This is a genomic window from Streptomyces sp. HSG2, from assembly GCF_016598575.1.
Lineage (GTDB): Bacteria > Actinomycetota > Actinomycetes > Streptomycetales > Streptomycetaceae > Streptomyces.
This window is the reverse complement of sequence record NZ_CP066801.1, coordinates 3,847,841-3,870,947: the sequence shown is the minus strand read 5'-3', so window position 1 is coordinate 3,870,947 and position 23,107 is coordinate 3,847,841. Positions and strand designations below refer to the sequence as shown.

The window sequence follows — 23,107 nt, the reverse complement described above, 5'->3', positions numbered from 1 at the left end:
GGGCCGTCACATCGGGGCGCGGCCCCGTCCGTCAGTTTCGGCGGGCGGGGCCGTCGCCGTCCGGGCGGGCGTCCTCCCCGCCCCCGTCGAGCGCCGGGCCGCCCGCGGCCGGGGCGGTGCGCCGAAGCCGTAGCACCTCCACCGCGGCGAACGACTCCCCCGGCTCGCGTTCGGCGAAGTACGGGGTGAGGACCCGGCCCAACTCCTCGTGGCCGAAGGTCTCGCCCGAGCTGTGGAACATGGCGGCCACGCGCGGTCGTTCGAGGACGGCGACCATGCCGCCGTGCACGACGAACACCTGACCGTTGACCCGCCCGGCGCCGGGTGAGGCCAGATAGCCCACCAGCGGCGCCACGTGTTCGACGGCGAGGGGATCGAGCCCGCCGGCGGCGTCGGCCGGGCCGAAGACGTCCCTGGTCATCCGGGTCCGGGCACGCGGGCAGATCGCGTTGACGGTGACGCCGTACCTGGCCAGCGCGTGGGCCGTGGAGGTGGTCAGTCCGACGATCCCGCCTTTCGCCGCCGCGTAGTTGGGCTGCCCGGCGGAGCCCGCGAGGAACGCCTCCGAGGAGGTGTTGACGATCCTCCCGTAGGTCGGGGCACCGGTCGCCTTGGATTGCTCGCGCCAGTGCGCGGCGGCGAAGCGGACGGTGTTGAAGTGCCCCTTCAGGTGGACCCGGACGACGGCGTCCCACTCGTCCTCGGTCATGGAGAACACCATGCGGTCGCGGAGGATGCCGGCGTTGTTCACCAGGATGTCGAGGCCGCCGAAGGCGTCGACGGCGTGGCCGACCAGGTCCCGGGCGACGGCGAAGTCGGCGATGTCGCCCGTGTGGGCGAGGGCGGTGCCCCCGGCGGCGCGGATCTCCTCGGCCACGCTCTCGGCGGGGGTCGGGTCGACGGCGCCGGAGCCGTCCCGACCGGGGCGTCCATGGTCGTTGACGACGACGGACGCCCCCAGTCGGGCCAACTCCGCGGCCTCGGCCCGGCCGAGCCCTCGCCCGGCTCCGGTGACGATCGCGGACCTTCCGTGAAGCGGCCGTGCCATGAGCGCCTCCGGTTCGTCTGGGTCGCGCCCCTGCCTGCCCGGGCCGCGACGTCGGGGTCCGCGCCGGCGCTCGCCCCGGGAGCGGCCACACGGGGCGGTCGGGCCCCGCACCGGCGTCGGTTCAGATCTCGACGCAGGTGCGCAGCGCGGCGCCGGTGCGCATCTGTTGCAGCGCCTCGTCGATCCGCGCCAGCGACACCCGGTGGGTGATCATGCCGGCGAGGTCGATGCGGCCGGAGCGCCACAGGGCGATGGTCCGCCGGTAGGAACGCCGCACGTCGCCTCCGCCGTAGAGCGAGGGCAGGATGCGCTTCTCGTCGAAGAACAGCTCGAACATGTTGAGTCCGAGGACGTCGTCCACGGCGCCGGCCCCGACGACGACCATGGTCCCGCCGCGTCGCGTGGCGTCGTAGGCGGCTCGGGCGGTGGTGGACTTCCCGACAACCTCGAACACGTGGTCGAAGCCCTCGCCGCCCTCCGTCTCGGCCTTGGCGTCGGACAGTTCCTCCGGTGCGACGGCCCGGGTGGCGCCGAAGGCAAGGGCGGTCTTCCGGCGGGAGGCGACCGGGTCCACGGCCACGATGCGGGCGGCGCCGGCCACCCGGGCACCTTGGACGACGGAGACGCCGACCCCGCCGCAGCCGATCACGGCGACGGACGAACCGGCCTCCACCTTGGCGGTGTTCAGCGCGGCCCCGAGCCCGGTGGTGACCCCACAGCCGATCAGGGCGGCGATGTCGAACGGCACGTCGCTCGGCACCGGCACCGCGCACCCGGCGTCGACGACGACCTCCTCGGCGAACGTCCCGGTGCCGGCGAAGCCGAACACGTCGGTCTCGCCACGCCGAAAGTTCGGGGTGCCGGCGTTGAGGAAGCCCGAGAGGCACAGCTCGGTCTGGCCGCGTCGGCAGGAGGGGCAGGCACCGCAGGCGGGCAGCCAACAGACCACCACATGGTCCCCGGGGGCGACGCCGGTGACACCCGGCCCCACCTCCACGACCTCGCCCGCCCCCTCGTGACCGGGCACGAACGGCGCCGCCTGCGGCAGCACCCCGCTCATGGCCGACAGGTCGGAGTGGCACAGCCCGGCGGCCCTGATCCGCACGCGCACCTTGCCGGGGCCGAAGCCCACCGCCTCGACGTCGTCGAGGACCTCCAGCTCGTCCTGGCCGATCTCCCGCAATACGGCTGCCCGCACGGCGCTGGTCTCCCCTCGATGAGTCCGACGGCTGTCAGAGGTGCCGGACGACGGTGTCGGTGAGAACGGCGGCGTCCGACCGTTCGACGGAGCACACGACGACGCGCACGGTGTCGTCGCGCTCCCGCCAGAGGCGGATCCGCAGCGTCTCGCCCGGATAGGCGATCCCGGCGAAGCGTGTCCGGTACTCTCGCACCCGATTCACCTCCCCGTCCAGCACCGTGTCGACGACGGCCTTGAGCGTGACGCCGTAGGTACACAGCCCGTGCAGGACCGGCCGGTCGAAGCCGGCGCCGGCCGCGAAGTCGGGATCGGCGTGGAGCGGGTTCAGGTCGCCCGACAGCCGGTACAGCAGCGCCTGGTCCTCCCGCAGGTGGCGCTCGACGGTCGCCGCGGGTTCCCCGACAGGGTCGGCGAGCCGTCCGGAGGGCCCCCGGCCACCACCCCAGCCGCCCTCGCCGCGCAGGAAGATGTGCGCGTCGGCGGACCACAGCGCGCCCTCGGCGTCGGCGACGTCGGTGCGCAGGACCAGGACGGCGGCGGTGCCCTTGTCGTGGACCGCCGCGATCCGCGAGACGGCGGTCGCCGTCCCTCGGACGGGGATGGGTCGGGCCAGCCGCAACAGCTGCGCGCCGTGGAGCACCCGGGCGAGGTCGACCTCGACGCCGGGCAGGGACAGCCCGTCCGTCCCGCCCCCCGCCCCGGGCCCGGCGACGGTGGCGAAGCTCGGCAGGACGTGGAGCCGGGACTCCAGGGTGTAGCGCAACTCGCGTGGGTCGGTGGCGGGTACGCCCGCCCCGATGCCCAGGTGGTAGAGCTGGACGTCCTTGGCGTCCCAGGAGATCTCCCGGGAGCGCGGTGCGGCGGCGAGGGCCGCGGCTGCGTCGATGGGCATGGGTCTCCCGTCCCCGTCCGGTCGGAACCCCGGCACGACCGTCTCGCGCCGGCGACCGCGCCGGAGCCGCCCCGAGAAGCGGGCCGGAACGCGCTCCGGTCCGAGGGGGCCTGTATAGCCGAGCGGCACGCGGATGGGAACCCCGGTGACGCCTCGTCACTCTTCCTCCCGGGACGCGGGCCCACCGCGAGCCGGGGCCCGAGGTCCCGGATCGACCGACGCCCGGCGCGAGGGTCGCCCGTGCCGACCCCTCACGCACGCGCCCGACGTGAGGGTCGCCACAACGACCCGCACGTACGTTGTACATGTACGGCGTACATGTACAGTGTCATCGACGGCGGCGCGCGCCCCCGAGCAGACGAGAACCACCGAGAAGGAGACGGCCATGCGGGCCTATGTGCAGACCAAGTACGGCGACGCGGACGTCATGCGCCTCATGGAGGTACCCCGGCCCTCCCCCGGCCCCGGAGAGGTCCTCGTCCGGGTCCGGGCCGCGGGCCTCAACCCGGTCGACGGGCTGATCCGCCAGGGCAAGATGCGCATGGTGGTCCGACTGGACCTGCCCGGCGTCGCCGGCAGCGAGCTGGCGGGAACGGTGGAGGCCGTCGGCCCTGGTGTCGACGACTTCGCCGTCGGAGACCGGGTCTTCGCCCGGCTGGACGTCAGGAAGCCGGGAGCCTTCGCCTCGCACGCCGTCGTCGCGGCGGACCTCCTCGCACCGATGCCCCGATCCCTGGACTTCACCCAGGCCGCCGGACTGCCCCTGGTCGGGCTGACCGCGCTCCAGGCCCTGCGCGACGAGCTGAGCGTCAAGGAAGGGGACCGGGTCTTCATCTCCGGCGGGGCCGGCGGTGTCGGCACGATCGCCATCCAGCTCGCCGTGTCCATGGGAGCCCACGTCGCCACGACCGCGTCCCCGGCCGGCGAGGAACTGGTCCGCTCCCTCGGCGCGGAGACCGTCGTCGACTACCGCACCACGCGGTTCAAGGACGTCCTGCGCGACTACGACGCGGCCCTCGACCTGGTCGGCGGCGAGGACCTGGTGGACGCCTTCTCCGTCGTCAAGCCCGGCGCCACGGTGGTGTCCATCGCCGGCGTGCCCGAGCGCGGGGCCGCCCGGGACCTGGCGGCGGGTCCTCTCGTCGCGGGCCTGTTCACCCTGATCAGCGCCAAGACCCGACGGCAGGCGAAGGCCCACGGGGCGACCTACCGCTACCTCTTCATGCACCCCAGCGGGGCCGATCTGCGGGTGCTGGCCGACCTCGTGGACGCCGGGCAGCTGAAGACCGTGACCGACCGGGTGTTCCCGTTCGAAGAGATCGCGGACGCCTTCGCCCACCTCGGGCGGGGACGCGCCAAGGGCAAGGTCGTCGTCGAGTTCCCGTGAGCCGGTGGGGGACGCCGGCCGGCCGGCGAAGGGTCCCCCGTGCGAGACGCCTCGGTCCCGTAGAGTCGGGCGACGGGACACACCGCCCGGGGGCCCTCCCGACACGCGAGCGCCCCGGCCCGCCCTCGGGTGACCGGCACCCCCCAGGAGACCCCAGGTGCCGATCCACGCCCGGAGCGCTCGGGGTCCACCCCGAGTGGCGCCGGGGCCCGCCCGAGCCCGGGTTCCCGCACCTCCCGTCCACGAAGGAGACGCCTTGACCTCCACGGCACGTCCGCGACGCCCCAGGGCGCGCCTGTCGCGAGCGACGTTGGTGACCGGCGCCACGGAACTGGCCGACGCGGAAGGGCTGGAGGCCGTCACGATCCGGCGGTTGGCCCAGCGCCACGGGGTGACGGCCATGGCCATCTACGCGCACTTCGACGGCAAGGAGGCCCTGCTCGACGCCGTCGGCGAGGCGCTGCTGGAGACCGTACGGCTGCCCCAGGACGCGGCCGGCGAGGGGACGGCGGGGCTGACCGCCGCCCTGACCGCCACCGCCGCCGCCTTGCGAGCACACCCCTCGATCGCACCGATCGCCGCACACCGCGTGCTGGAGTGCGAGCCCGGCCTGAACCTCGCGGAGTACCTGCTGGCCCGCCTGGCCGAGCTGGGCCTCCCCGCCCCCCTCGCCGCCGTCACCAGCCACTACCTGCTCAACGGGGTCATCGCGCTGGTCACCACCGAGCCTGGGCGCGCCTGCGCGCCGGGCGATCCGGACTCGCGCGGGCGGCTGATACGCGAGCGTCGGGCCCGCCTGTTGGCACTCGACCCGGAGCGGCACCCTCACGTGATCGACTCGGCGACCCCGTTGACCGGTTGCGCCGACCCGGACGGCTACTACGCCCACGGCATCCGTCTGCTGGTCAGCGGCGCCCGCGCCCTCGCGCCCTGAGCGGCCGGGGCCCGCGCGGCGGCGACCGTGCCGCCGAGCCCGGCGGCCGGTCGCCGGGCACCGGGTCCTCTTGGTCACCGGGTCAACCGATCGGGGGAACGGGCTTCCCCCGACGTGTCGACCGCCGGGGGGACACGGCCCCCGAGCGCCGTGGGCGAGTCTGTTTCGAACAGGCCACCGGACACCCCGCGGCACCTGGCTGGGACCTCACCCGGCGAGGAGCGGCACCGGCGGATGGCGGTCGTGCCGACACGAGACCCGAGGGAGTCACCACGATGATCACCACCGACGTCACCCGGGGCCGCCACGCCCTGGCAGGGGAACTCCACGAGGACCACGCCGGGTGGGCCGGGGACCACGGGGTCCCCGTCACCGTCACCCCGGCGACCCCGGTGGTCGTCGGTTTCTCGGTCGCCGGGAGCGTGGTGGGGATCGTCGTGTCGGTGACCCTCGCCAACGGCTGACCGGGGCGAGGCCCTCCGAAACGAGGGCCGGCCGGTGCCGGCTCAGGCGGCGGTGGCCATCGCCGATCGGCGGCGCCCGGCCGGCAACCACACCCAGATCATCAACGCCCCCACGGCGAGTACGCCGGCCGACGTCCGGAACACCAGGGCATAGCCCTCGGTGAGCGCCTCGGGCGCCGCGCTCGCGCCGGACCGGGTCGCCGCGATCGTCGACAGCGTGGCGAGCCCCAGGGCGCCGCCCATCGTCCGGGAGGTGTTCACGAGCCCGGAGGCGAGACCGGCGTCCGCCCGCCCCACGGCGGCCGTGGCCACCGCCGCCAGCGGGGTGGAGGCGAGCCCGGCGCCCAGCATCATCAGCACCCCGGGCAGCATGATCCCGGTGAGATACGACGTGTCGACCCGCATCGTGGACTGCCACGCGAAACCGGTCGTCGCCACCAGCGCGCCCAGCGCCGCCACGTCACGCTCGGTCAGGAGACGCAGCAGTCGCGGCGCCAGCTTGGAGCCGCACACCACCGCGAGCGAGCTGGGCATCAGCGCCAGGCCCGCCTGGAGCGGGGAGTAGCCAAGGACGTTCTGCACGTACAGGGTCATGAAGAACCACATGCAGAACATCGCCGACCCGCACACCAGCATCGCCGCGTTCGCCGATCCCACCGCGCGGGCGCGCAGCAGCCGCAGGGGCATCAGCGGTTCGGCCGTCCGCGCCTCCACGAGGAGGAACAGGCAGATCAGGGCCGGTCCCGCGAGGAGCGCCGCCACGGTTGCCGGGGAGGTCCAACCATCCGTGGCGGTCCGGGAGATGCCGTAGGCCAGCGTCGCCAGGCCGGCCGTCGCCGTCACCGCGCCGGGAAGGTCGAGACGGCGCCGCGCCTCGGCGCGGCTCTCGGCGAGCCACACCCCGGCGGCGACGAGCACCACCACGCCGACCGGGACGTTGATCAGCAGCACCCACCGCCAGGACAGCCCCTGCACGAGCGACCCCCCGATCAGTCCCCCGGTGGCGCCGCCGCCCGCGCCGACGGCGGTCCAGGTGCCGATGGCGCGTGCCCGGGCCGGGCCTCCGGGGACCGCGGCGGTCAGCAGCGTCAGGGTGGAGGGCGCCAGCACCGCCGCCCCCAGCCCCTGCGCCGCGCGAGCGGCGAGCAGCTGCCAGCCCTCCTGGGCCAGTCCGCCGGCGAGCGAGGCAAGGGTGAACAGTCCGAGTCCCACCAGGAACATCCGTTTGCGTCCGTACAGGTCGCCTGCCCGGCCACCGAGGAGCATGAAGCCGGAGAAGGCGATGGCGTAGGCGCTGACCACCCACTGCAACCCGTGCGAGGACAGCCCGAGCGCGGCCCGCATGGAGGGCAGGGCGACGTTCACCACGGACACGTCGAGTATGACGAGGAACTGGCCCGCGCAGGCGAGGGTCACGACCAGCCACGTCGGGGGTGGCGTCCGGGCCGGGGCGGCGGTTCGGGCGGGGGTGTCGCCGGCGGCTTCGAGCATGCCCGCCATGCTCGCAGCAGGAGCGGCCCCCGGCATCGGCAGGAACGCCCGGCCGGCGCGATCCCGACCGCGCGGGCTCCCTCGTTGCGCCGATCGGCGGTTCCCTCGGGGCGTTTCGGGGGGCCGCCCGGGGCCCGGCCGATCGGGCGGCACGGCGGGCCGGGGCGCCGCGCCGCGCCCTGTCGGGGAGGCGGGGGCGCGGCGCCGGTCGAGGGGGTCCGCGGGCCCCTCCTCGTCGCGGGTGTCGGTCGATGCGACACGATGGCCCGGGGCGGTCGGTCCGCGCCGCCCCGCTTGCCGCCGGTCGGGTGGGCCCACCCGTTCGGCTTCTCCCGCGCGCCGGTCGGCGTCTCGCACGGCCGGGCTCGCGGGGCCCGTCCCGTCACCCGAACGAGAGGACCGCGCGCCATGGCCGAGGCTCCCGATTCCCACCCCACCGACGCCCCGGGGCCCGGTCCCGGTCCGGAGGTGCTGGACGCCTTCGCGTCGGCGAAGGGCTTCATGCCGGTCGACGAGGGGCTGGCGCTGCACGCGGCGGCGACGGAGGCCGGCCTTCTCGGGCTGCCCTTGCTGGAGATCGGCACCTACTGCGGGCGTTCGACGATCCTGCTGGCCGACGCCGCCCGCCGGGCGGGGGTCACCGCGCTCACCGTCGACCACCATCGCGGCAGCGAGGAACAGCAGCCCGGTTGGGAGTACCACGACCCTGGCACGGTGGACGCGGAGGTGGGCCTGATGGACACGCTGCCGACCTTCCGTCGCACGCTGCACCGGGCCGGACTGGAGGATCACGTGGTGGCCCTGGTGGGTCGATCCCCGCGGATAGCCGCCCTGTGGGGCACTCCGCTCGGCATGGTGTTCGTCGACGGCGGGCACACCGACGAGCACGCCACGGCCGACTACGAGGGATGGGCCCCGCACGTGGCCGTCGGCGGCCTCCTGGCCATCCACGACGTCTTCCCGGAGCCGGCCGACGAGTTCACGGGCCAGGCCCCCTACCGCGTCCACCGGCGGGCCGTGGCCTCGGGCGCGTTCTCGGAGGTCTCGGCGACGGGCTCGCTCCGGGTGCTGCGCCGGACGACTCCGGGTCCGGTCTGAGCGAAGCCGCCCGCCTGTGGGCGCCTGGGCCACCGCCCGGGTGCGGGCGGCGCCCGGCCGGCGGCCGAAGGTGCCCGCACCGTCTCGCACGGAAGCCGGGGAAGCCGACGCCGACGCCGACGCGCTGGTCCGGGCGGACAGGCCCGTTCTCCGGGCGGTAGTGTCGCCCCGACGAGGGCCCCACCCCCGCTCGTCTCGGACCTCACGGCCCGGGGCGACGGCGACGCCTCACCGACGGCGACGCGACGACCGGAAAAGGATCCGTAGTGAACATCCGCTCCCTCACGAGAGGCGACGGCGCGGTGATCGGAGCAGCGGTGTTGCTCTTGATCGCGTCGTTCCTCGGCCTCTACGCGGCCGACAGGTTCCCCCCCGCCGTCGAGATGCCCACCCTGTGGGCCAGCGGCCCGGTCCTGTTCGGCGTCGTCGTCCCGGGTCTCGCCGGAGCCGCCCTGGTGTCGGCGAGCCGGGGGCCGGCGCGCTCCCGCAAGGTCGCCGGGCTCGACGTCGGGCAGTTCGGGACCGCCCTGACGGTCTTCGCCGCGTTGAGCGGACTGGGCAACGTCCTGGACCCCGGCAGCGGTATGGACAACGTCACCGGCACCGACCCGGGGGTGGGCGCCGGCCTGATGTTGGCTTTCGTCGCCACCGTGATCATGGCAGGGGCGGCCGTCGCCACCCCGCTGGTCCCCGCGCTCACCGCTCCCCTCGTGCCGGCGTCGCGCCCCGTCACGCAGCCGCACCCGCAGGGGCCGTCGCAGAGCGGCTACGGCTACCCGGAGGCGGAGCAGCAGCCCTACGGGGGCGGCTCGGACGGTCGGGACCGCTCGCCCGAGGGGCAGTCCGGGTCGGCTCCGCGGCCGGCACAGGGGTTCGCGCCCTTCTGGTTCGCCGTTCCGGTCCACCGCCCGCTGTTCGCCGAGGACGGAACGCCGTCGCCGATCGCCGAACTCGCCCCGGGCACCTGGTACCTCGCCGTCGACCAGCGTGGTTCCGCGCTGGTGGCGCAGACCCAGGACGGCCGCCGCGGCGTGTTGCAGGACACCTCCGGCATCCAGCGCGGCTGAACCTCACCCGCGGTCCGGCCCCTCGCCCCTTCCGGGCGGGGGGCCGGCGTCGTACAGTCGCACCCCCAATTGTCTGATGGAACGTCAGGAGGGCGGTGTGCGACTCGGACTGGCGCTCGGCTACTGGGGACGCGGCCCCGACCCGAACCACATCCCCCTGGCCCGGGAGGCCGAGCGACTCGGCTACGACTCGGTGTGGACGGCCGAGGCCTGGGGCTCGGACGCCTTCACCACGCTCACCTGGATCGCCGCCCACACACGGCGCGTCCGCCTCGGGACGGCGGTGGCGCAGATGGCGGCACGGTCCCCGACCGCCACCGCCATGGCCGCCCTCACCCTCGACCATCTCTCCGGCGGACGGCTGCTGCTCGGCCTCGGCCTGTCGGGACCGCAGGTGGTCGAGGGCTGGTACGGACGCCCCTTCCCGGCCTCGCCGTTGACGGCCACCCGGGAGTACGTCGACGTGGTGCGCCGGGTCCTGCGGCGCACCGGGCCGGTGTCGCGGACCGGCCGCTACCACCCGCTCCCCTACGACGGACCGGACGCCACCGGGCGAGGCAGGGCCCTGCGGTCCATCACCCACCCCCTGCGCGCCGACGTGCCGGTGTTCCTCGGGGCCGAGGGGCCGCGGAACGTGGCGCAGACCGCGCGGATCGCGGACGGGTGGCTTCCGCTGTACTGGTCGCCCACGCGGGCCGCCGCGCTCCACGGCGAAGCGCTGGCGGCGGCACCGGCGGGGTTCCGGGTGGCGCCGCTGGTCCAGGTTCGGGTCTGCGAGGACGTGACCGAGGGGCTGCTGCCGGTGAAGGCGATGCTGGGCTTCTACGTCGGCGGGATGGGCCACGCCTCCCGCAACTTCCACGCCGAGCTGATGGCGCGCATGGGCCAGGAGGAGGCGGCGGCGCGAGTGCGGGAGGCGTTCGCGGCCGGTCGACGCGAGGAGGCGGTGCGGGCGGTCCCGGACTCCTTCGCGGACGAGATCTCGCTGGTCGGTCCCCGGGAGCGGATCGCCGAACGGCTCCAGGCGTGGCGTTCGGGCCCGGTGCCGGTGACCGACCTGCTCGCGGTGGCACCGGACCGGAGGACGCTGCGGACGCTGGCGGAGTTGAACGACTGAACCGCGGCGGTCGGTGCCGCCGGGCGGCGTCAGCGACAGCAGTCCGGGTCGAGCCCCCTGGGCAGTTCCTCGCCGCCGAAGACGCGACACGTGGCCTCGTGACCGCCGAGGGCGGCCACGGCCAGCAGGACGGACCCGGCCGTCCAGGTCGTCAACTCCCTGGGCCAGACGGCGTCGTCGTCGAAGACGTAGCCGGTCCAATAGAGCCCGCTGTCCTCGTCCCGCAGGTGCCGGATGGACTTCAGGATCTCCAGGGCGCGGTCGGCCTCGCCCGTCGCCCACAACGCCAGGGCGAGTTCGGCGGACTCGCCGCCGGTGACCCACGGGTTGGGGACCACGCACCGCACGCCGAGACCGGGGACCACGAAGCGGTCCCACTCCCGGGCGAGGCGATCCGCGGCCTCCGCCCCGGTGAGCGCGCCGCCCAGCACCGGGTAGTACCAGTCCATCGAGTAGCGGCCCTTGTCCAGGAAGCGCTCCGGGTGGCGCCGAATGGCGTGTCGCAGCGCTCCCACGGCCAACTCCCAGTCGGGCTGCGGCTCCTCCAGGTGCTCGGCGATGGCCAGCGCGCAGCGCAGGGCCTGGTGGACAGAGGAACTGCCGGTCAGCAACGCCTCCGAGGCCGGTGTGCCGTCGTCGTCGCGCCGCCAGCCGATCTGCCCGCCGGGCCGCTGCAAGCGCAGGACGAACTCGACGGCGGCGCGCACGGTGGGCCACATCCGGTCCAGGAACGCGTCGTCGCCGGTGGCGAGGTGGTGGTGCCAGACACCGACCGCGACGTAGGCGACGAAGTTGGTCTCCCGGCCCCGGTCGACGACGTCGGAGGGGTCGCCGTCGGCGTAGGCGGCGTACCAGGAGCCGTCGGGTCGCTGGTGCCGGGCCAGCCAGGTGTAGGCGCGCTCGGCCGGCCCGTGTTCGCCGGCCGCGTCCAGGGCCATCGCAGCCTCGACGTGGTCCCAGGGGTCGAGGTGATGACCTCGGAACCAGGGGATGGCGCCGTCCTCGCGCTGGACGGCCAGGATGCCGCGCACCGTCGCGGCGGCCTGTCCGGCGGTCAGGACCCCGGGCAGGACCAGGTGTTCCGTCCGTGGAGTCGTCACGCGGCTTCCGCCTCGGGCAGGTGGGGCTTGGTCGCATAGGCCACGAAGCTCTTGCCGATCAGCGGGTTGAGCGCCCGCTCCGCCGTCCTGGTCGCCAGCGGCTTCCTCATGATGTCCCAGACGAGGAGCTTGTGGTAGGCGCGCACCGGCAACGCCTTGTCGTTGTCCACGCCGAACGCGCACTTCAGCCACCAGTACGGGGAATGCAGGGCATGGGCGTGGTGGGTGCCGTAGGGACGCAGGCCCGCCTCGCGCATCCGGGCGAGCAGGTCGTCGGCGCGGTAGATGCGGATGTGGCCGCCCTCGACCTCGTGGTAGGCGTCGGACAGCGCCCAGCACACCTTCTCCGGGCCGTAGCGGGGCACGGTCACGGCGATCCGGCCGCCGGGCCGGAGCACCCGCACCATCTCGGCCAGCACGCCCTTGTCGTCGGGGATGTGCTCCATCACCTCGGAGATGATGACGACGTCGAAAGACTCGTCGGGGAAGGGCAGGGCCAGGGCGTCGCCCTCCATGGCCGCGGCGGTCGCGCCCTCGGGGGCCTCCCCGGCCTCGCGCATGGCCTCGAACCAGGTCGCGACCTCGCGGATCTCCTCGGCGTTCCGATCCAGGGCCACCACCCGCGCGCCCCGCCGATAGCACTCGAAGGCGTGCCGGCCGGCTCCGCAGCCGAGGTCCAGGACGCGGTCCCCGGCGGCGAGCGGGAACCGGGAGAAGTCGACGGTCAGCACGTGGCCCTGCTTTCACGATCGGGTGCCGCGGACACGGACGGGGACGGCCCCGCGGAGGGGGCGGGTGGCCCGGCGGGCCCCGCCGGGGAGGCGCCCGACCCTTCGGTGGGCGCGGGCGCCGCGACCGGGGTGACGGTGCCTCCCTCGCCGGTCGCGGCGGCGATGGCCTCGCGGTAGCGGGCCACCGTCCCCCGCGCGGCACTCGCCCAGGTGAAGTGGCGAAGGACCCGTTCGCGTCCCGCCGCGCCGAGACGTTCCCGCAGCGTCCGGTCGCCCAGCAGCCGCGACAGCCCGGCTGCCAAGGCGTCACTGTCGCCCGGCGGCACCGCGAGGCAGGTCTCGCCGTCCGTCCCGGCGACCTCGGGGACGGCGCCGCCGGTCGTGGCCAGCAGGGGTGTGCCGGTCGCCATGGCCTCCGCCGCGGGCAGGGAGAACCCCTCGTACAGGGACGGCACGCACGCGACCTCGGCCGAACGCACCAGGTCTACCAGCTCGGCGTCGGATACGCCCTTGACGAACTCGACGGCGCGCCCGAGTCCGCGGCGGGTGATCGCCCGGGCGACGGGCCCCTCCTCGGGTCGTTTGCCGACGACCACGAGATGCGCCTCGGGCCGTTCGGCGCGCACCGAGGCCAGCGCCTCGACCAGGAAGACCAGTCCCTTGAGCGGGACATCGGCGCTGGAGGTGGTCACGATCCGGCCCGGCACGCGGGGCACGGACGGGTCGGGGGAGAACAAGTCGGTGTCGGCGCCGATGTGGACGACGTGCACGCGGTCCGGGCGGACCCCGAGATCGTCGACGATCTCCTGCCGGGAGCTGCCGGAGACGGTGAGGACGGACGGCAGCCGGCGGGCGACGCGCTTCTGCATCCGGGTAAAGGCGTACCAGCGGCGCACGGAGCAGCGGCGCCGGAAGCCCTCGGCGGCGTCCAACTCCAGTCGTCGGTCGACGGTGATGGGGTGGTGCACGGTGGTGACGAGGGGCGCGCCGAGGTCGCCGAGGAGCCCGTAGCCGAGCGTCTGGTTGTCGTGGACGACGTCGAAGTCGCCTCGGCGGGAGCGTAGATGGCGGCGGGCGCGCAGGGAGAAGGTCAGCGGCTCGGGGAAGCCGCCGGTCCACATCGTGCCGACCTCGACGGCGTCGATCCAGTCCCGGTACTCGGCGATTCCCGGGGTGCGGAAGGGGTCGGAGGCCCGGTACAGGTCGAGGCTGGGCAGTTCGGTCAGCCGGGGCCCGCGCGGCGTGCCGTGGGGCGGGGGTTCTCGCCCCGGGGCGTCCTCGGGGAGGTCGAGCGCGTCGAGGACGGGGTAGGGCTGGGCGCCGATCACCTCGACCCGGTGGCCGAGGCGGGCGAGTTCGCGGGAGAGGTGACGGACGTAGACGCCTTGGCCGCCGCAGAACGGGTTCCCCTTGTAGGTGAGGAGGGCGATGCGGAGCGGTCGCTCGCCGTCCGCGGCCCGGCCTGTGCGAGGGCCCGCTTGACTGGCCTCAGCGGTCACTCTGGGCCCCCTTCTGCCTGCGGTGTCCCGCGAGACTACGCCGGGACGGTAATCTAGAACAAGTTTCAGAGTTGATCGTTCCGAGGCTCTGAATCTACCGGCAGGTAGGGACGCTGTGGCCAATGGATCAGGTGATTCGCGCCACGGCGACCAAGGCGAACGGGGTGACCCCCTTGACCAAGTTGACCAGGGCGCGCATCGACACCGTCGCCGCGGGTCCGGCGCTCACCGAGCGTCAGGAGGCGCGTCGACGACGCATCCTGCAAGCCGGTGCCCGTCTCGCCTGTCGGGGCGGTTTCGACGCCGTGCAGATGCGCGAGGTGGCGGAGTCCTCCCAGGTGGCCCTCGGGACCCTCTACCGGTACTTCCCCTCCAAGATCCATCTGTTGGTCGCCGTGATGCAGGACCAATTGGAGCGACTCCACGGCACCCTGCGCCGGCAACCCCCCACCGGGGACACCGCGGGCGAGCGGGTGGCGCGAACGTTGATGCGCGCCTTCCGCGCCCTGCAACGCGAACCCCACCTGGCGGACGCCATGGTCAGGGCGCTCACCTTCGCCGACCGCAGCGTCTCGCCCGAGGTCGACCAGGTGTCGCGGCAGACGACCGCGATCATCCTGGACGCGGTGGGCGGCGGCGAGCAGGCGAGCCCGGAGCAGCTCTCGGCGGTCCGGGTCATCGAGCACACCTGGCATTCGGCGCTGGTGACCTGGCTGTCCGGACGGGCTTCCATCGCCCAGGTCAGGGTGGACATCGAGACGGTGTCCCGGCTGATCGACCTGACCGGGCCTGAGCCGCGCCGGGCGTCCGCGCCCCCTGCGGGCTCTCGCGACGCCGGACAGGGGGGCGCCGCCCCCGCCGGCTAGGCATCCGGGGGATAGACGGGTTCGCCGGTCTCGGCGTGGGTCAGCGTGATCGCCTCGACCGGGCAGTACTCGGCGGCGGCGAACACCGCCTCCTCGGCCTCCGTCTCCTCGGCGACCGGTCGCGACCGGCGGAAGGGGTCCAGGTGGAAGGCGTGGGCGGCGTGGTGCACGCACTGCGCGGACCCCACGCACGCGGTCGCGTCGACCTCGACCCGCCATCGGTCGCCGGCTCCGTTCGGACGGGGCGCCTCGCCCGCCCCGCTCACTCCGCCCCGCCCGCCGGGTCGGTGGCGGGGGCGGGGGCCGCCGGGTGGCCCGCCGGCAGGTGGATCATCTTGTGCTCCAGGTACTCGCCGTACCCCTCGGGGCCGAACTCCCGTCCCAGGCCGGAGTTCTTGTAGCCGCCGAAGGGCCCGAACACGTCCAGGCCGAAGGTGTTCACCGAGTAGGTCCCCGTGCGGACCCGGCGGGCGACCTCGACGCCCCGCTCGACGTCGGCCGTCCACACGCTGCCGCTCAGGCCGTATTCGGAGTCGTCGGCGATCCGTACCGCCTCCTCCTCGTCTCCGTAGGGGACGAGGCAGACCACCGGCCCGAAGATCTCCTCCCGGGCGATCCTCATGTCGTTGCCCACCTCGCCGAACAGGGTCGGCTCGACGTACCAGCCGCGGTCGAGGCCGGCGGGTCGGCCACCGCCGACCAGGACGTGGGCGCCCTCCTCCCGGCCGATCCGGATGTAGTCCAGGCTGCGGAGCTGCTGCCGTCGGGCGACGAGCGGGCCGACCTGCGTCGCGGGGTCCAGCGGGTCGCCCACCACCAGGTCCCCGGCGGCGGCGGCGAAGGCCTCGGCGAACTCCTCGTATCGGCAGCGGGGCAGCAGGACCCGCGTCTGCGCCACGCACGCCTGCCCGTTGTTCATCCACGCCGCCGGCACGATCCCCGCGACCGCCCGGTCGAGGTCCGCGTCCGGCAGCACCACGGCCGCGGACTTTCCGCCCAACTCCAAGGTGACGCGGGCGAGATTGCGGGCCGCGACCGCCATCACGCGTCGGCCGGCGGCCGGCGATCCGGTGAACGAGACCATTTCCACGCCCGGGTGCCCCACCAGGTACTCCCCGGTCTCGCGGCCCGCCGGCAGGATCGAGAGCACCCCCTCGGGCACCCCGGCCTCCCGCGCGACGTCCGCCAGCAAAAACGCGTCCAGCGGCGACTCCGGCGCCGGCTTGAGCACGACCGCGCAGCCCGCCAGCAGCGCCGGGGCCAGCTTGGCCGCCGCGGTGAACTGCGGGACGTTCCACGGCACCACCGCCGCCACGACACCCACCGGCTCGCGCCGGATCAGGAGCGGCCCCAGCATGCCGGCGCGGTCCTCCTCGTGGCGGAAGCCCCGCGCCACGGTGATCGCCGCGTCCCACACCATGACCGCGCCCAGCGCCTGGGCGAGCACGCTCCAGGAGTAGGGGGAACCGTTCTGCGTGGAGATCAGGCGGGCGATCTCCTCGTGGCGGGCCGCCAGGCCGTCCCGGATCCGGGCCACGACCTCGATCCGCTCGGCGAGGGCCGCGCGGGGCCAGGGGCCCTCGTCGAAGGCGCGACGCGCGGCGGCGACGGCCCGGTCCACGTCGCCGGGGCCGGCGTGCGGCACCCGCCCGACGACCTCCTCGGTGTGCGGCCCCACCACGTCGACGACGTCCTGGCCCACCGGATCGACCCAGGCCCCGCCGACGAACAACTTCCGGTGTTCCACAAGCCGTTCCCCGCGCTCGGTCATGCCGTCGCCTCCCGGAGCCGCATCCCGTCCGTGTCCGCGGTCGGCCCGGCCGTCGACGACCGGCGCCGGACGCTGCCTGACGCACCATCAGCACTCATACCAGCGGCCGACCCGGGCGGCAACGGTCGCGGGTGGGGGCCCTCCCGGGAAGGACGCCCCGCACGCCTCACACTCTCCCCGGCCGCGTCTGCCCCGCGTTCGGCGGCTGCACGGCCCGGCTCCGCCGGCGGGCGGACCGCGCGCCCGGGGCCGGGCGCGCCACCGGGGCGGACGGCTCGCCCCTGGGGCCGGTCCCGGGGCGCCGGGTAGAGTGTCGGCGTCGTCATCACGCCCGTACGGGGGGAAGCCGGTGCGATTCCGGCGCTGACCCGCAACCGTGAGCCGCCCCAGCCCCGCCGGCGCCCCGCCGGCCGGTCGCGGCGGCGAGCCGGAACGCCCCGGTCGGGATCGTGACCGGCTCACGTGCCCGGCGTCCGCCGCGGCACGGGCACCGTCGAGGAATACGGAGCCGAGCCGCCGGGGCCCGCCGCCCCCGCTGCCCGGATCCCCCGCAGCGAAAGGCACCCGCCTCCCATGACGATCCGCCGCCGCGCCGTCGCGGCCCTGGCAGCGATAGCCGTGCTCGGCGCGACCGCCCCCGCCGCGCTCGCCGCCGACCCCTCCCCGTCGGCGCCCGACGGCCTGTACGGCACATCGGACCCCCAGTACGACGGCGTGTGGCGCCAGTCCCTGGCTCTCCTGGCCCAGGACGCCGCCGGGGTGCGTCCCGCCGAGAGCGCCGTGGGGTGGCTGACCGGGACGCAGTGCCAGGACGGCGCGTTCCCCTCCTTCCGCGCGGACACCGACGCCGACTGCGACGCGGACGTCCCGGTCGACACCAACAGCACGGCCGCGGCGGTCCAGGCACTGACCGCCCTCGGCGGTCACGAGGAGGCCACCGCCCGGGCCGTGGACTGGCTGCGGGCGGCGCAGAACGCCGACGGCGGCTGGGGCTACACCCCGGAGTCGGCGAGCGAGCCGAACTCCACCTCCCTGGTGATCGGCGCGCTGACCGTCACCGGCCACGACCCGGACCAGGTCGTCCGCGCCGGCCACTCCCCCTACGACGCCCTCACCGCGTCGGCCCTGCCCTGCGGCGGCGACACCCGGGGCGCGTTCGGCTTCCCCGACCAGGACGGCGAGCCGGTGCCCAACGCCGACGCCACGGCGGCCGGGGTCCTCGGGGCCCTCGGGGGCACGCTCGTGGCGGAGCCCGGCGCCGAGGCCTCGGAGCCCGGCTGCGAGGACGGCGAGCCCACCCGGGAGCGGATCGCCGCGAACGGCGCCGCCCACCTCCTGGAGGAGACCGCCGAGGAAGGAGTCCTGATGTCGGCGCTCGGCGGTGCCGAGCCGCGACCCGACTACGGCAACACCGCCGACGCGGTGGTCGCGCTCGCCGCCCAGGGAGGCGCGGCGCTGGCCGAGGAACCGCTGCGCCGGCTCCGGGAGGACGGGCCGGACTGGGCCGCCGAGTCGGGGCCGGCCGCCTGGGCCCAGTTGATCCTCGCCGCGCACGCCGCCGGCGGCGATCCGCGCGACTTCGGTGGCGTCGATTTGGTGGCCCGACTGAACGCGACGGGCCCGGAGCCCCTCGCGGACGGCGCGGACACCACGAGCGACGCGGCGGCGGGCGAGGCCGACGACCAGGCCTCCGGGGGGAGCGACTCCTCCGGCCTCGGCGTCTGGTGGTCGATCGGACTCTGCCTCGTCGCCGTCGTCGGCGTGGGGCTCCTGATCGGCGGACGCCTGCGGAAGCGGCGTCCGTGACCCGGCGCGTCGCGCTCCCGCTCCTGACCGCGCTCCTGTCGGTCTGCGCCGTCCTGGTCGGCGCGGGGCAGGCGGGGGCGGCCGGGTACCGCTACTGGTCCTTCTGGGAGCACGACGGCGGCGCCTGGGTCTACGCGACCCAGGGGCCCTCCCTCGCCCGACCCGACGACGGCTCCGTCCAGGGCTTCCGCTTCGCGGTGAGCGAGGACTCCTCGGACGCGGCCCGCCCGCGCGGCGTGAGCGACTTCGCCGCCGTCTGCGCCGGGACCCCGGCGACGGACGGCACCAAACGGGTGGCCCTCGTCCTCGACTTCGGCACGGCCTCCGACGCGCCGGACGGCGAGACCCCGCCGGAGCCGCGCGCCGCGTGCGCCCGGGTGGCGCCCGAGGCGACGACGGCGGACGCCCTGGCCGCCGTCGCGGGCCCGCTCCGGTACGACTCGTCCGCGCTGCTGTGCGCCATCGCCGGCTATCCGCACAAGGGGTGCGGCGAGCCGGTGTCGGTCGGCGGCGAACAGGCGGACTCCGCGTCCGGGTCGGGGCGGGAGACGGACGACCCGGCCGGCGACGGGGGCCCCTCGGCGGGCCTCCTCGCGGGCCTGGCGGGGGTCGCCGCGCTCGGCGGGGTCGCGGTGTGGCAGGCCCGACGACGCGGACCCCGGTAGGAACCCCGATGCCCGACACCCCCCGGCCCGCCGGCCCCGCCGGTCGGACGGCGCGGCCGGCGCGACCGGCACCCTCGACCGGACCCCGCTCCGGCCGCGCCCCGGTCCATCCGGGGGCGTGGTGGCTGTGGGCTCTCGGCCTGGGTGTCGCCGCGACCCGCACCACCAACCCGCTGCTCCTCGCGCTCCTCGTGGCGGTCTCGGCCGTGGTGGTGACCGCCCGCCGGCCGGACGCCCCGTGGGCCCGCTCCTACGGCGCCTTCGTCCGGCTCGCCCTGGTGGTGATCGCCATTCGGCTCGTCTTCACGGTGGTCTTCGGCTCGGCCGTGCCCGGAGACCACGTCCTGGTCACCCTCCCCGAGATCCCGCTCCCGGAGTGGGCCCAGGGCATCCGGCTCGGCGGGCGGGTCACGGCCGAGGGTCTCGTCTTCGCCTGCTACGAGGCCCTGCGCCTGGCCGCACTACTCGTCTGCGTGGGGGCCGCCAACGCGCTCGCCCATCCCTCCCGCCTCCTGAAATCGCTGCCGGGCGCCCTCTACGAGGTCGGGGTGGCCGTCGTCGTCGCACTCACCTTCGCCCCGCATCTGATCGCCGACGTGCGCAGGCTGCGCGCGGCCCGCAGGCTCCGCGGGCGTCCCGACCGGGGGGTGCGCGGCGTGCTCCAGGTCGGCATGCCGGTGCTGGAGGGCGCCCTGGAACGATCCGTCGCGCTGGCGGCCGCGATGGACGCCCGAGGCTTCGGCCGGACGGCGTACGTGTCCGAGCGGGTGCGTCGCACCACCGCGGCGCTGACGCTGTGCGGCCTGTTGGGCGTCTGCGTGGGCACCTACGGCCTGCTGACGGCGTCCGGCGGCACCTACGGGCCGCCCGTCCTGATCGTCGGGCTGGTCGCCGCCCTGGCCGGGCTCCGGCTGGGCGGCAGACGCTCGCCCCGCACCCGCTACCGCCCCGACGCCTGGGACGCCAGGGCCTGGGCCGTCGCCGCGTCGGGGGCGGTCGTCGCCCCCCTGCTGGCCCTGGCCGCCACGCGGGACCCGGCGGCGCTGGCGCCCGGTGTGGTGCCGCTGGTCGCGCCCACCCTCCCGTTGTGGCCGGCCGCGGCGATCCTCCTCGGTCTTCTGCCGCTCCCGCTCACCCCCGCACCGCCGTCCTCCGAGGAGTCCCCTTGATCCGCTTCGAGCACGTCCGGGTGACGTACGACGGAGCGGACGAACCCACCGTCCGCGACATCGACCTGTCCGTACCGGAGGGCGAACTCGCCCTGCTGATCGGCCCGTCGGGGGTGGGCAAGTCCACACTGCTGGGCGCGGTCGCCGGCCTGGTGCCGCACTTCACCGGCGGGACACTGGGCGGCCGGGTCACGGTGGCCGGGCGCGACACCCGCACCCACAGGCCGCGCGACCTCGCCGATCTGGTCGGCGTGGTGGGCCAGGACCCCGTCGCCCACTTCGTGACGGACACGGTGGAGGAGGAACTGGCCTACGGGATGGAGTCGTTGGGGCTGCCGCCGGAGGTGATGCGGCGCCGGGTGGAGGAGACGCTCGACCTGCTGGGCCTGGCCGAACTGCGCGACCGTCCGATCGGCACGCTGTCCGGCGGCCAGCGGCAGCGGGTCGCGATCGGTTCGGTCCTCACCCCGCACCCCGCGGTACTGGTCCTGGACGAGCCGACGTCGGCACTGGACCCGGTCGCGGCCGAGGAGGTGCTGGCGGTGCTGCAACGACTGGTGCACGACCTCGGCACGACGGTGCTGATGGCGGAGCACCGACTGGAACGCGTCGTGCAGTACGCCGACCGGGTCGTCCTGCTCCCGGGCCCGGGCGCGGCCGCGGTCGTGGGCCCGCCCGCAGAGGTGATGGCCGTCTCGCCGGTGCGCCCCCCGGTGGTGGACCTGGGCCGCCTCGCCGGCTGGTCCCCGCTGCCGCTGACGATCCGCGACGCCCGCCGCCGGGCGGCACCGCTGCGGGAGCGCCTGGCGACCGCGGCCCCGGACGGGCCGACGAGCACCGCGCCCGTCGGCGGGAAGCCGTCCGCCCCCGGCGGCGCGGACCGGCGGACCGCGGGGGCCGCCGGCCGACGCGACGATCGGGACCAGGCCCCGCCTCCGGGGGCGGAAGCGCCCCGAGGAGCGTCGCGGACCGGCGGGACCGGACGGCCCCGGTGGGCACGGCGGCGCCCTCGCGAGGACGCCGGGGGGAGCCCCCGCGGGCTCCGCCGACACGCGGCGGAACCCGGCACAGTCGAGGGTCCGGCCGCCGACGCGCGCGCGGTCCGCGTCCGACACGGCGGGCCGGAGGTGCTGCGCGGCGTCGACCTGTCCGTGTCCGCCGGCGAGACGGTCGCGCTGATGGGGCGCAACGGCGCGGGCAAGTCGACCCTGCTCGCCGCCCTCGCCGGCCTCGTCGCGCCCTCCTCCGGGACCGTCCGGGTCTCCGGGACGGTCCCGCACCGCGCGCGCCCCCGCGATCTGGTGCGCCGGGTCGGCCTGGTCCCCCAGGAGCCGCGCGACCTGCTGTACGCCGACACCGTCGCCGCCGAGTGCGCGGCGGCCGACGCGGACGCGGGAGCGACCGCCGGCACCTGCCGGACGCTGCTCACGCGGTTGCTGCCCGGCGTGGCGGACGACGCCCATCCCCGGGACCTCTCCGAGGGCGGTCGGCTGACCCTCGCCCTGGCGGTGGTTCTGACCGCCCGCCCGCCCCTGCTGCTGCTGGACGAACCGACCCGGGGCCTGGACTACGCGGCGAAGTCAAGGCTCACCACGATCCTGCGGGGGTTGGCCGCCGACGGACACGCCATCGTCCTCGCCACGCACGACGTGGAACTCGCCGTGGAACTGGCCCACCGGGTCGTCCTGCTCGCCCAGGGCGAGGTGATCGCCGACGGCCCGACGGCGGACGTGGCGGTGGCCTCGCCGTCGTTCGCGCCGCAGGTCGCCAAGATCCTGGCGCCGCTGGGATGGCTGACGGTCTCCCAGGTTCGCGAGGTGCTGTCGTGACCGCATCGCATCCGTCGACGTCCCGGCCACGGGCCCGCGCGGTCCGTCTCGGGCCCCGCTCGGCCACGGCGCTCGCCCTGGTGAGCGCCGTCGGCGTGGCCGGCGTCGGCTGGCCCTTCCTCGCCCCGCCGTCCTCGCTGGTCAGCGCGCACGCCCAGGACGCGCCCTGGTTGTTCGCGGGGTTGCTGGTGCTGCTGGTCGCGGTGGCGACGGCGACGATCTCGGAGTCGGGCCTGGGCCCCAAGGCCGTGGCGACCCTGGGCGTGTTGGCCGCGACGGGGGCGGCGCTTCGCCCGCTGGGCGCCGGCACGGCGGGCCTGGAGCCCATGTTCTTCCTGATGGTCCTCAGCGGCCGGGTGCTCGGTCCCGGGTTCGGCTTCGTGCTCGGTTCGGTCACGATGTTCGCCTCCGCCCTGCTGACCGGCGGGGTGGGGCCGTGGTTGCCGTTCCAGATGACCGCCATGGGCTGGTTCACCCTGGGCGCGGGACTGCTGCCGTTCCCGGACCGGCTCCGGGGGCGGGCGGAGCTGCTGACGCTGGCCGGGTACGGCTTCCTGGCCGCCTTCGCCTACGGCACGGTGATGAACCTCCAGGGCTGGCCGTTCCTGGACGCCCTGGCGTCGAACATCGCCTTCGCCCCGGACGCCCCGGTCACCGCCAACCTGGCGCGGTTCACCGCCTACTGCCTGGCCACCTCCATGGGCTGGGACCTGGGCCGGGCGGTCGTCACGGTCGTCCTCACACTGACCCTCGGCGCCCCCCTGCTCCGCGCTCTGCGACGGGCCACCCGAAGGGCGGCCTTCGAGGCCCCGGTGTCCTTCGAGGCCGACCCGAGGTGAGGAAGCGCACGTGACGCGGATCACGTACGAACTCGGGTCGTAGCACGCGGGCCGCCGCCACCCCTCCTCGACACGTCCTCGACCAGCCAGGAAGGGCACTTCACCACGTACCGGTCAATCAGCCCAATACGAA

General features: G+C 75.3%; 21 protein-coding genes and 1 riboswitch. Of the genes, 12 read left to right on the top strand and 9 right to left on the bottom strand.

Going from position 1 to position 23,107, the window contains the following annotated elements; all coding sequences use genetic code 11:
* Positions 1-31: 31 nt before the first annotated feature.
* The 3 genes from JEK78_RS16710 to JEK78_RS16700 form a co-directional block, all read right to left on the bottom strand.
* Positions 32-1,048 (bottom strand): 3-oxoacyl-ACP reductase, encoded by a 1,017-nt coding sequence (locus JEK78_RS16710; RefSeq protein ID WP_200260203.1) that lies wholly within the window; start codon positions 1,046-1,048, stop codon positions 32-34.
* A gap of 121 nt (positions 1,049-1,169) precedes the next feature.
* Positions 1,170-2,246 (bottom strand): alcohol dehydrogenase catalytic domain-containing protein, encoded by a 1,077-nt coding sequence (locus tag JEK78_RS16705; protein WP_200260200.1) that lies wholly within the window; start codon positions 2,244-2,246, stop codon positions 1,170-1,172.
* A gap of 34 nt (positions 2,247-2,280) precedes the next feature.
* Entirely contained in the window at positions 2,281-3,141 is an 861-nt protein-coding gene (locus tag JEK78_RS16700) for a MaoC/PaaZ C-terminal domain-containing protein (RefSeq protein ID WP_200260197.1), read from the bottom strand.
* A 385-nt stretch (positions 3,142-3,526) separates the two neighbouring features.
* Between JEK78_RS16700 and JEK78_RS16695 the strand changes: the two genes are divergently transcribed.
* The 3 genes from JEK78_RS16695 to JEK78_RS16685 all read left to right on the top strand — a co-directional run bounded on the left by JEK78_RS16695 (position 3,527) and on the right by JEK78_RS16685 (position 5,926).
* Positions 3,527-4,528: an NADP-dependent oxidoreductase gene (locus JEK78_RS16695; RefSeq protein WP_200260194.1), complete on the top strand. Its 1,002-nt coding sequence runs from the start codon at positions 3,527-3,529 to the stop codon at positions 4,526-4,528.
* A 256-nt stretch (positions 4,529-4,784) separates the two neighbouring features.
* Positions 4,785-5,462, top strand: a complete 678-nt coding sequence (locus JEK78_RS16690; RefSeq protein WP_200260191.1) for a TetR family transcriptional regulator — start codon at positions 4,785-4,787, stop codon at positions 5,460-5,462.
* A gap of 275 nt (positions 5,463-5,737) precedes the next feature.
* On the top strand, positions 5,738-5,926 hold the full coding sequence (locus JEK78_RS16685; protein WP_200260188.1) for a hypothetical protein: 189 nt from the start codon (positions 5,738-5,740) through the stop codon (positions 5,924-5,926).
* 42 nt (positions 5,927-5,968) lie between these two features.
* On the opposite strand, the gene JEK78_RS16680 is transcribed toward JEK78_RS16685, so the two are convergent.
* Positions 5,969-7,417 carry an MFS transporter gene (locus tag JEK78_RS16680; RefSeq protein WP_200260186.1) on the bottom strand — a complete coding sequence of 483 codons (1,449 nt, stop codon included), beginning with the start codon at positions 7,415-7,417 and terminating at the stop codon, positions 5,969-5,971.
* A gap of 408 nt (positions 7,418-7,825) precedes the next feature.
* On the opposite strand from JEK78_RS16680, the gene JEK78_RS16675 reads away from it, so the two are divergent.
* From JEK78_RS16675 to JEK78_RS16665, 3 genes are all read left to right on the top strand, one after another.
* Complete coding sequence (locus tag JEK78_RS16675; RefSeq protein WP_200260183.1) at positions 7,826-8,515, top strand: class I SAM-dependent methyltransferase; 690 nt, start codon at positions 7,826-7,828, stop codon at positions 8,513-8,515.
* Between the two features lie 266 nt (positions 8,516-8,781).
* Positions 8,782-9,582 (top strand): hypothetical protein, encoded by an 801-nt coding sequence (locus JEK78_RS16670; protein WP_200260180.1) that lies wholly within the window; start codon positions 8,782-8,784, stop codon positions 9,580-9,582.
* 97 nt (positions 9,583-9,679) lie between these two features.
* Positions 9,680-10,699: an LLM class F420-dependent oxidoreductase gene (locus JEK78_RS16665; protein ID WP_200264216.1), complete on the top strand. Its 1,020-nt coding sequence runs from the start codon at positions 9,680-9,682 to the stop codon at positions 10,697-10,699.
* 29 nt (positions 10,700-10,728) lie between these two features.
* Here JEK78_RS16665 and JEK78_RS16660 read toward each other — a convergent pair whose 3' ends face one another.
* The 3 genes from JEK78_RS16660 to JEK78_RS16650 are packed head-to-tail and all read right to left on the bottom strand — an operon-like array spanning position 10,729 to position 14,029.
* Complete coding sequence (locus JEK78_RS16660; RefSeq protein ID WP_200260178.1) at positions 10,729-11,799, bottom strand: prenyltransferase/squalene oxidase repeat-containing protein; 1,071 nt, start codon at positions 11,797-11,799, stop codon at positions 10,729-10,731.
* A complete protein-coding gene (locus JEK78_RS16655) occupies positions 11,796-12,530 on the bottom strand; it encodes a class I SAM-dependent methyltransferase (protein WP_200260175.1) in 735 nt (244 codons plus the stop codon). The genes JEK78_RS16660 and JEK78_RS16655 overlap by 4 nt, the downstream gene beginning before the upstream one ends.
* A complete protein-coding gene (locus JEK78_RS16650; RefSeq protein WP_200260172.1) occupies positions 12,524-14,029 on the bottom strand; it encodes a glycosyltransferase family 4 protein in 1,506 nt (501 codons plus the stop codon). Before JEK78_RS16650 ends, JEK78_RS16655 begins: the two co-directional genes overlap by 7 nt.
* 122 nt (positions 14,030-14,151) lie before the next feature.
* Between JEK78_RS16650 and JEK78_RS16645 the strand changes: the two genes are divergently transcribed.
* A complete protein-coding gene (locus JEK78_RS16645) occupies positions 14,152-14,895 on the top strand; it encodes a TetR family transcriptional regulator (protein ID WP_200260169.1) in 744 nt (247 codons plus the stop codon).
* On the opposite strand, the gene JEK78_RS16640 is transcribed toward JEK78_RS16645, so the two are convergent.
* Entirely contained in the window at positions 14,892-15,161 is a 270-nt protein-coding gene (locus JEK78_RS16640; protein WP_200260166.1) for a ferredoxin, read from the bottom strand. The two genes, JEK78_RS16645 and JEK78_RS16640, sit on opposite strands and share 4 nt — an antisense overlap.
* The gene (locus tag JEK78_RS16635; RefSeq protein WP_200260163.1) at positions 15,158-16,666 is read right to left on the bottom strand and encodes an aldehyde dehydrogenase; all 1,509 of its coding nucleotides are present in this window, start codon (positions 16,664-16,666) and stop codon (positions 15,158-15,160) included. Before JEK78_RS16635 ends, JEK78_RS16640 begins: the two co-directional genes overlap by 4 nt.
* Positions 16,667-17,006: 340 nt before the next feature.
* Positions 17,007-17,103, top strand: a riboswitch (cobalamin riboswitch).
* A 136-nt stretch (positions 17,104-17,239) separates the two neighbouring features.
* Between JEK78_RS16635 and JEK78_RS16630 the strand changes: the two genes are divergently transcribed.
* From JEK78_RS16630 to JEK78_RS16610, 5 genes are read left to right on the top strand one after another with little or no spacing between them, the layout of a single operon-like run.
* Positions 17,240-18,472 (top strand): prenyltransferase/squalene oxidase repeat-containing protein, encoded by a 1,233-nt coding sequence (locus tag JEK78_RS16630; protein ID WP_200260160.1) that lies wholly within the window; start codon positions 17,240-17,242, stop codon positions 18,470-18,472.
* Positions 18,469-19,137 (top strand): SCO2322 family protein, encoded by a 669-nt coding sequence (locus tag JEK78_RS16625; protein WP_200260158.1) that lies wholly within the window; start codon positions 18,469-18,471, stop codon positions 19,135-19,137. Before JEK78_RS16630 ends, JEK78_RS16625 begins: the two co-directional genes overlap by 4 nt.
* Positions 19,138-19,145: 8 nt before the next feature.
* Positions 19,146-20,306: an energy-coupling factor transporter transmembrane component T gene (locus JEK78_RS16620; RefSeq protein ID WP_200260155.1), complete on the top strand. Its 1,161-nt coding sequence runs from the start codon at positions 19,146-19,148 to the stop codon at positions 20,304-20,306.
* Entirely contained in the window at positions 20,303-22,135 is a 1,833-nt protein-coding gene (locus tag JEK78_RS16615) for an ABC transporter ATP-binding protein (RefSeq protein WP_200260152.1), read from the top strand. The genes JEK78_RS16620 and JEK78_RS16615 overlap by 4 nt, the downstream gene beginning before the upstream one ends.
* Entirely contained in the window at positions 22,132-22,974 is an 843-nt protein-coding gene (locus JEK78_RS16610; protein ID WP_242483107.1) for an ECF transporter S component, read from the top strand. Before JEK78_RS16615 ends, JEK78_RS16610 begins: the two co-directional genes overlap by 4 nt.
* Positions 22,975-23,107 lie beyond the last annotated feature (133 nt).

Coding starts and splice junctions, on each gene's coding strand:
- JEK78_RS16700 (WP_200260197.1), bottom strand. CDS start 3,141: ATGCCCATCGACGCAGCCGCGGCCCTCGCCGCCGCACCGCGCTCCCGG.
- JEK78_RS16635 (WP_200260163.1), bottom strand. CDS start 16,666: ATGACCGAGCGCGGGGAACGGCTTGTGGAACACCGGAAGTTGTTCGTC.
- JEK78_RS16675 (WP_200260183.1), top strand. CDS start 7,826: ATGGCCGAGGCTCCCGATTCCCACCCCACCGACGCCCCGGGGCCCGGT.
- JEK78_RS16620 (WP_200260155.1), top strand. CDS start 19,146: ATGCCCGACACCCCCCGGCCCGCCGGCCCCGCCGGTCGGACGGCGCGG.
- JEK78_RS16630 (WP_200260160.1), top strand. CDS start 17,240: ATGACGATCCGCCGCCGCGCCGTCGCGGCCCTGGCAGCGATAGCCGTG.
- JEK78_RS16695 (WP_200260194.1), top strand. CDS start 3,527: ATGCGGGCCTATGTGCAGACCAAGTACGGCGACGCGGACGTCATGCGC.
- JEK78_RS16680 (WP_200260186.1), bottom strand. CDS start 7,417: ATGCTCGAAGCCGCCGGCGACACCCCCGCCCGAACCGCCGCCCCGGCC.
- JEK78_RS16710 (WP_200260203.1), bottom strand. CDS start 1,048: ATGGCACGGCCGCTTCACGGAAGGTCCGCGATCGTCACCGGAGCCGGG.
- JEK78_RS16685 (WP_200260188.1), top strand. CDS start 5,738: ATGATCACCACCGACGTCACCCGGGGCCGCCACGCCCTGGCAGGGGAA.
- JEK78_RS16645 (WP_200260169.1), top strand. CDS start 14,152: ATGGATCAGGTGATTCGCGCCACGGCGACCAAGGCGAACGGGGTGACC.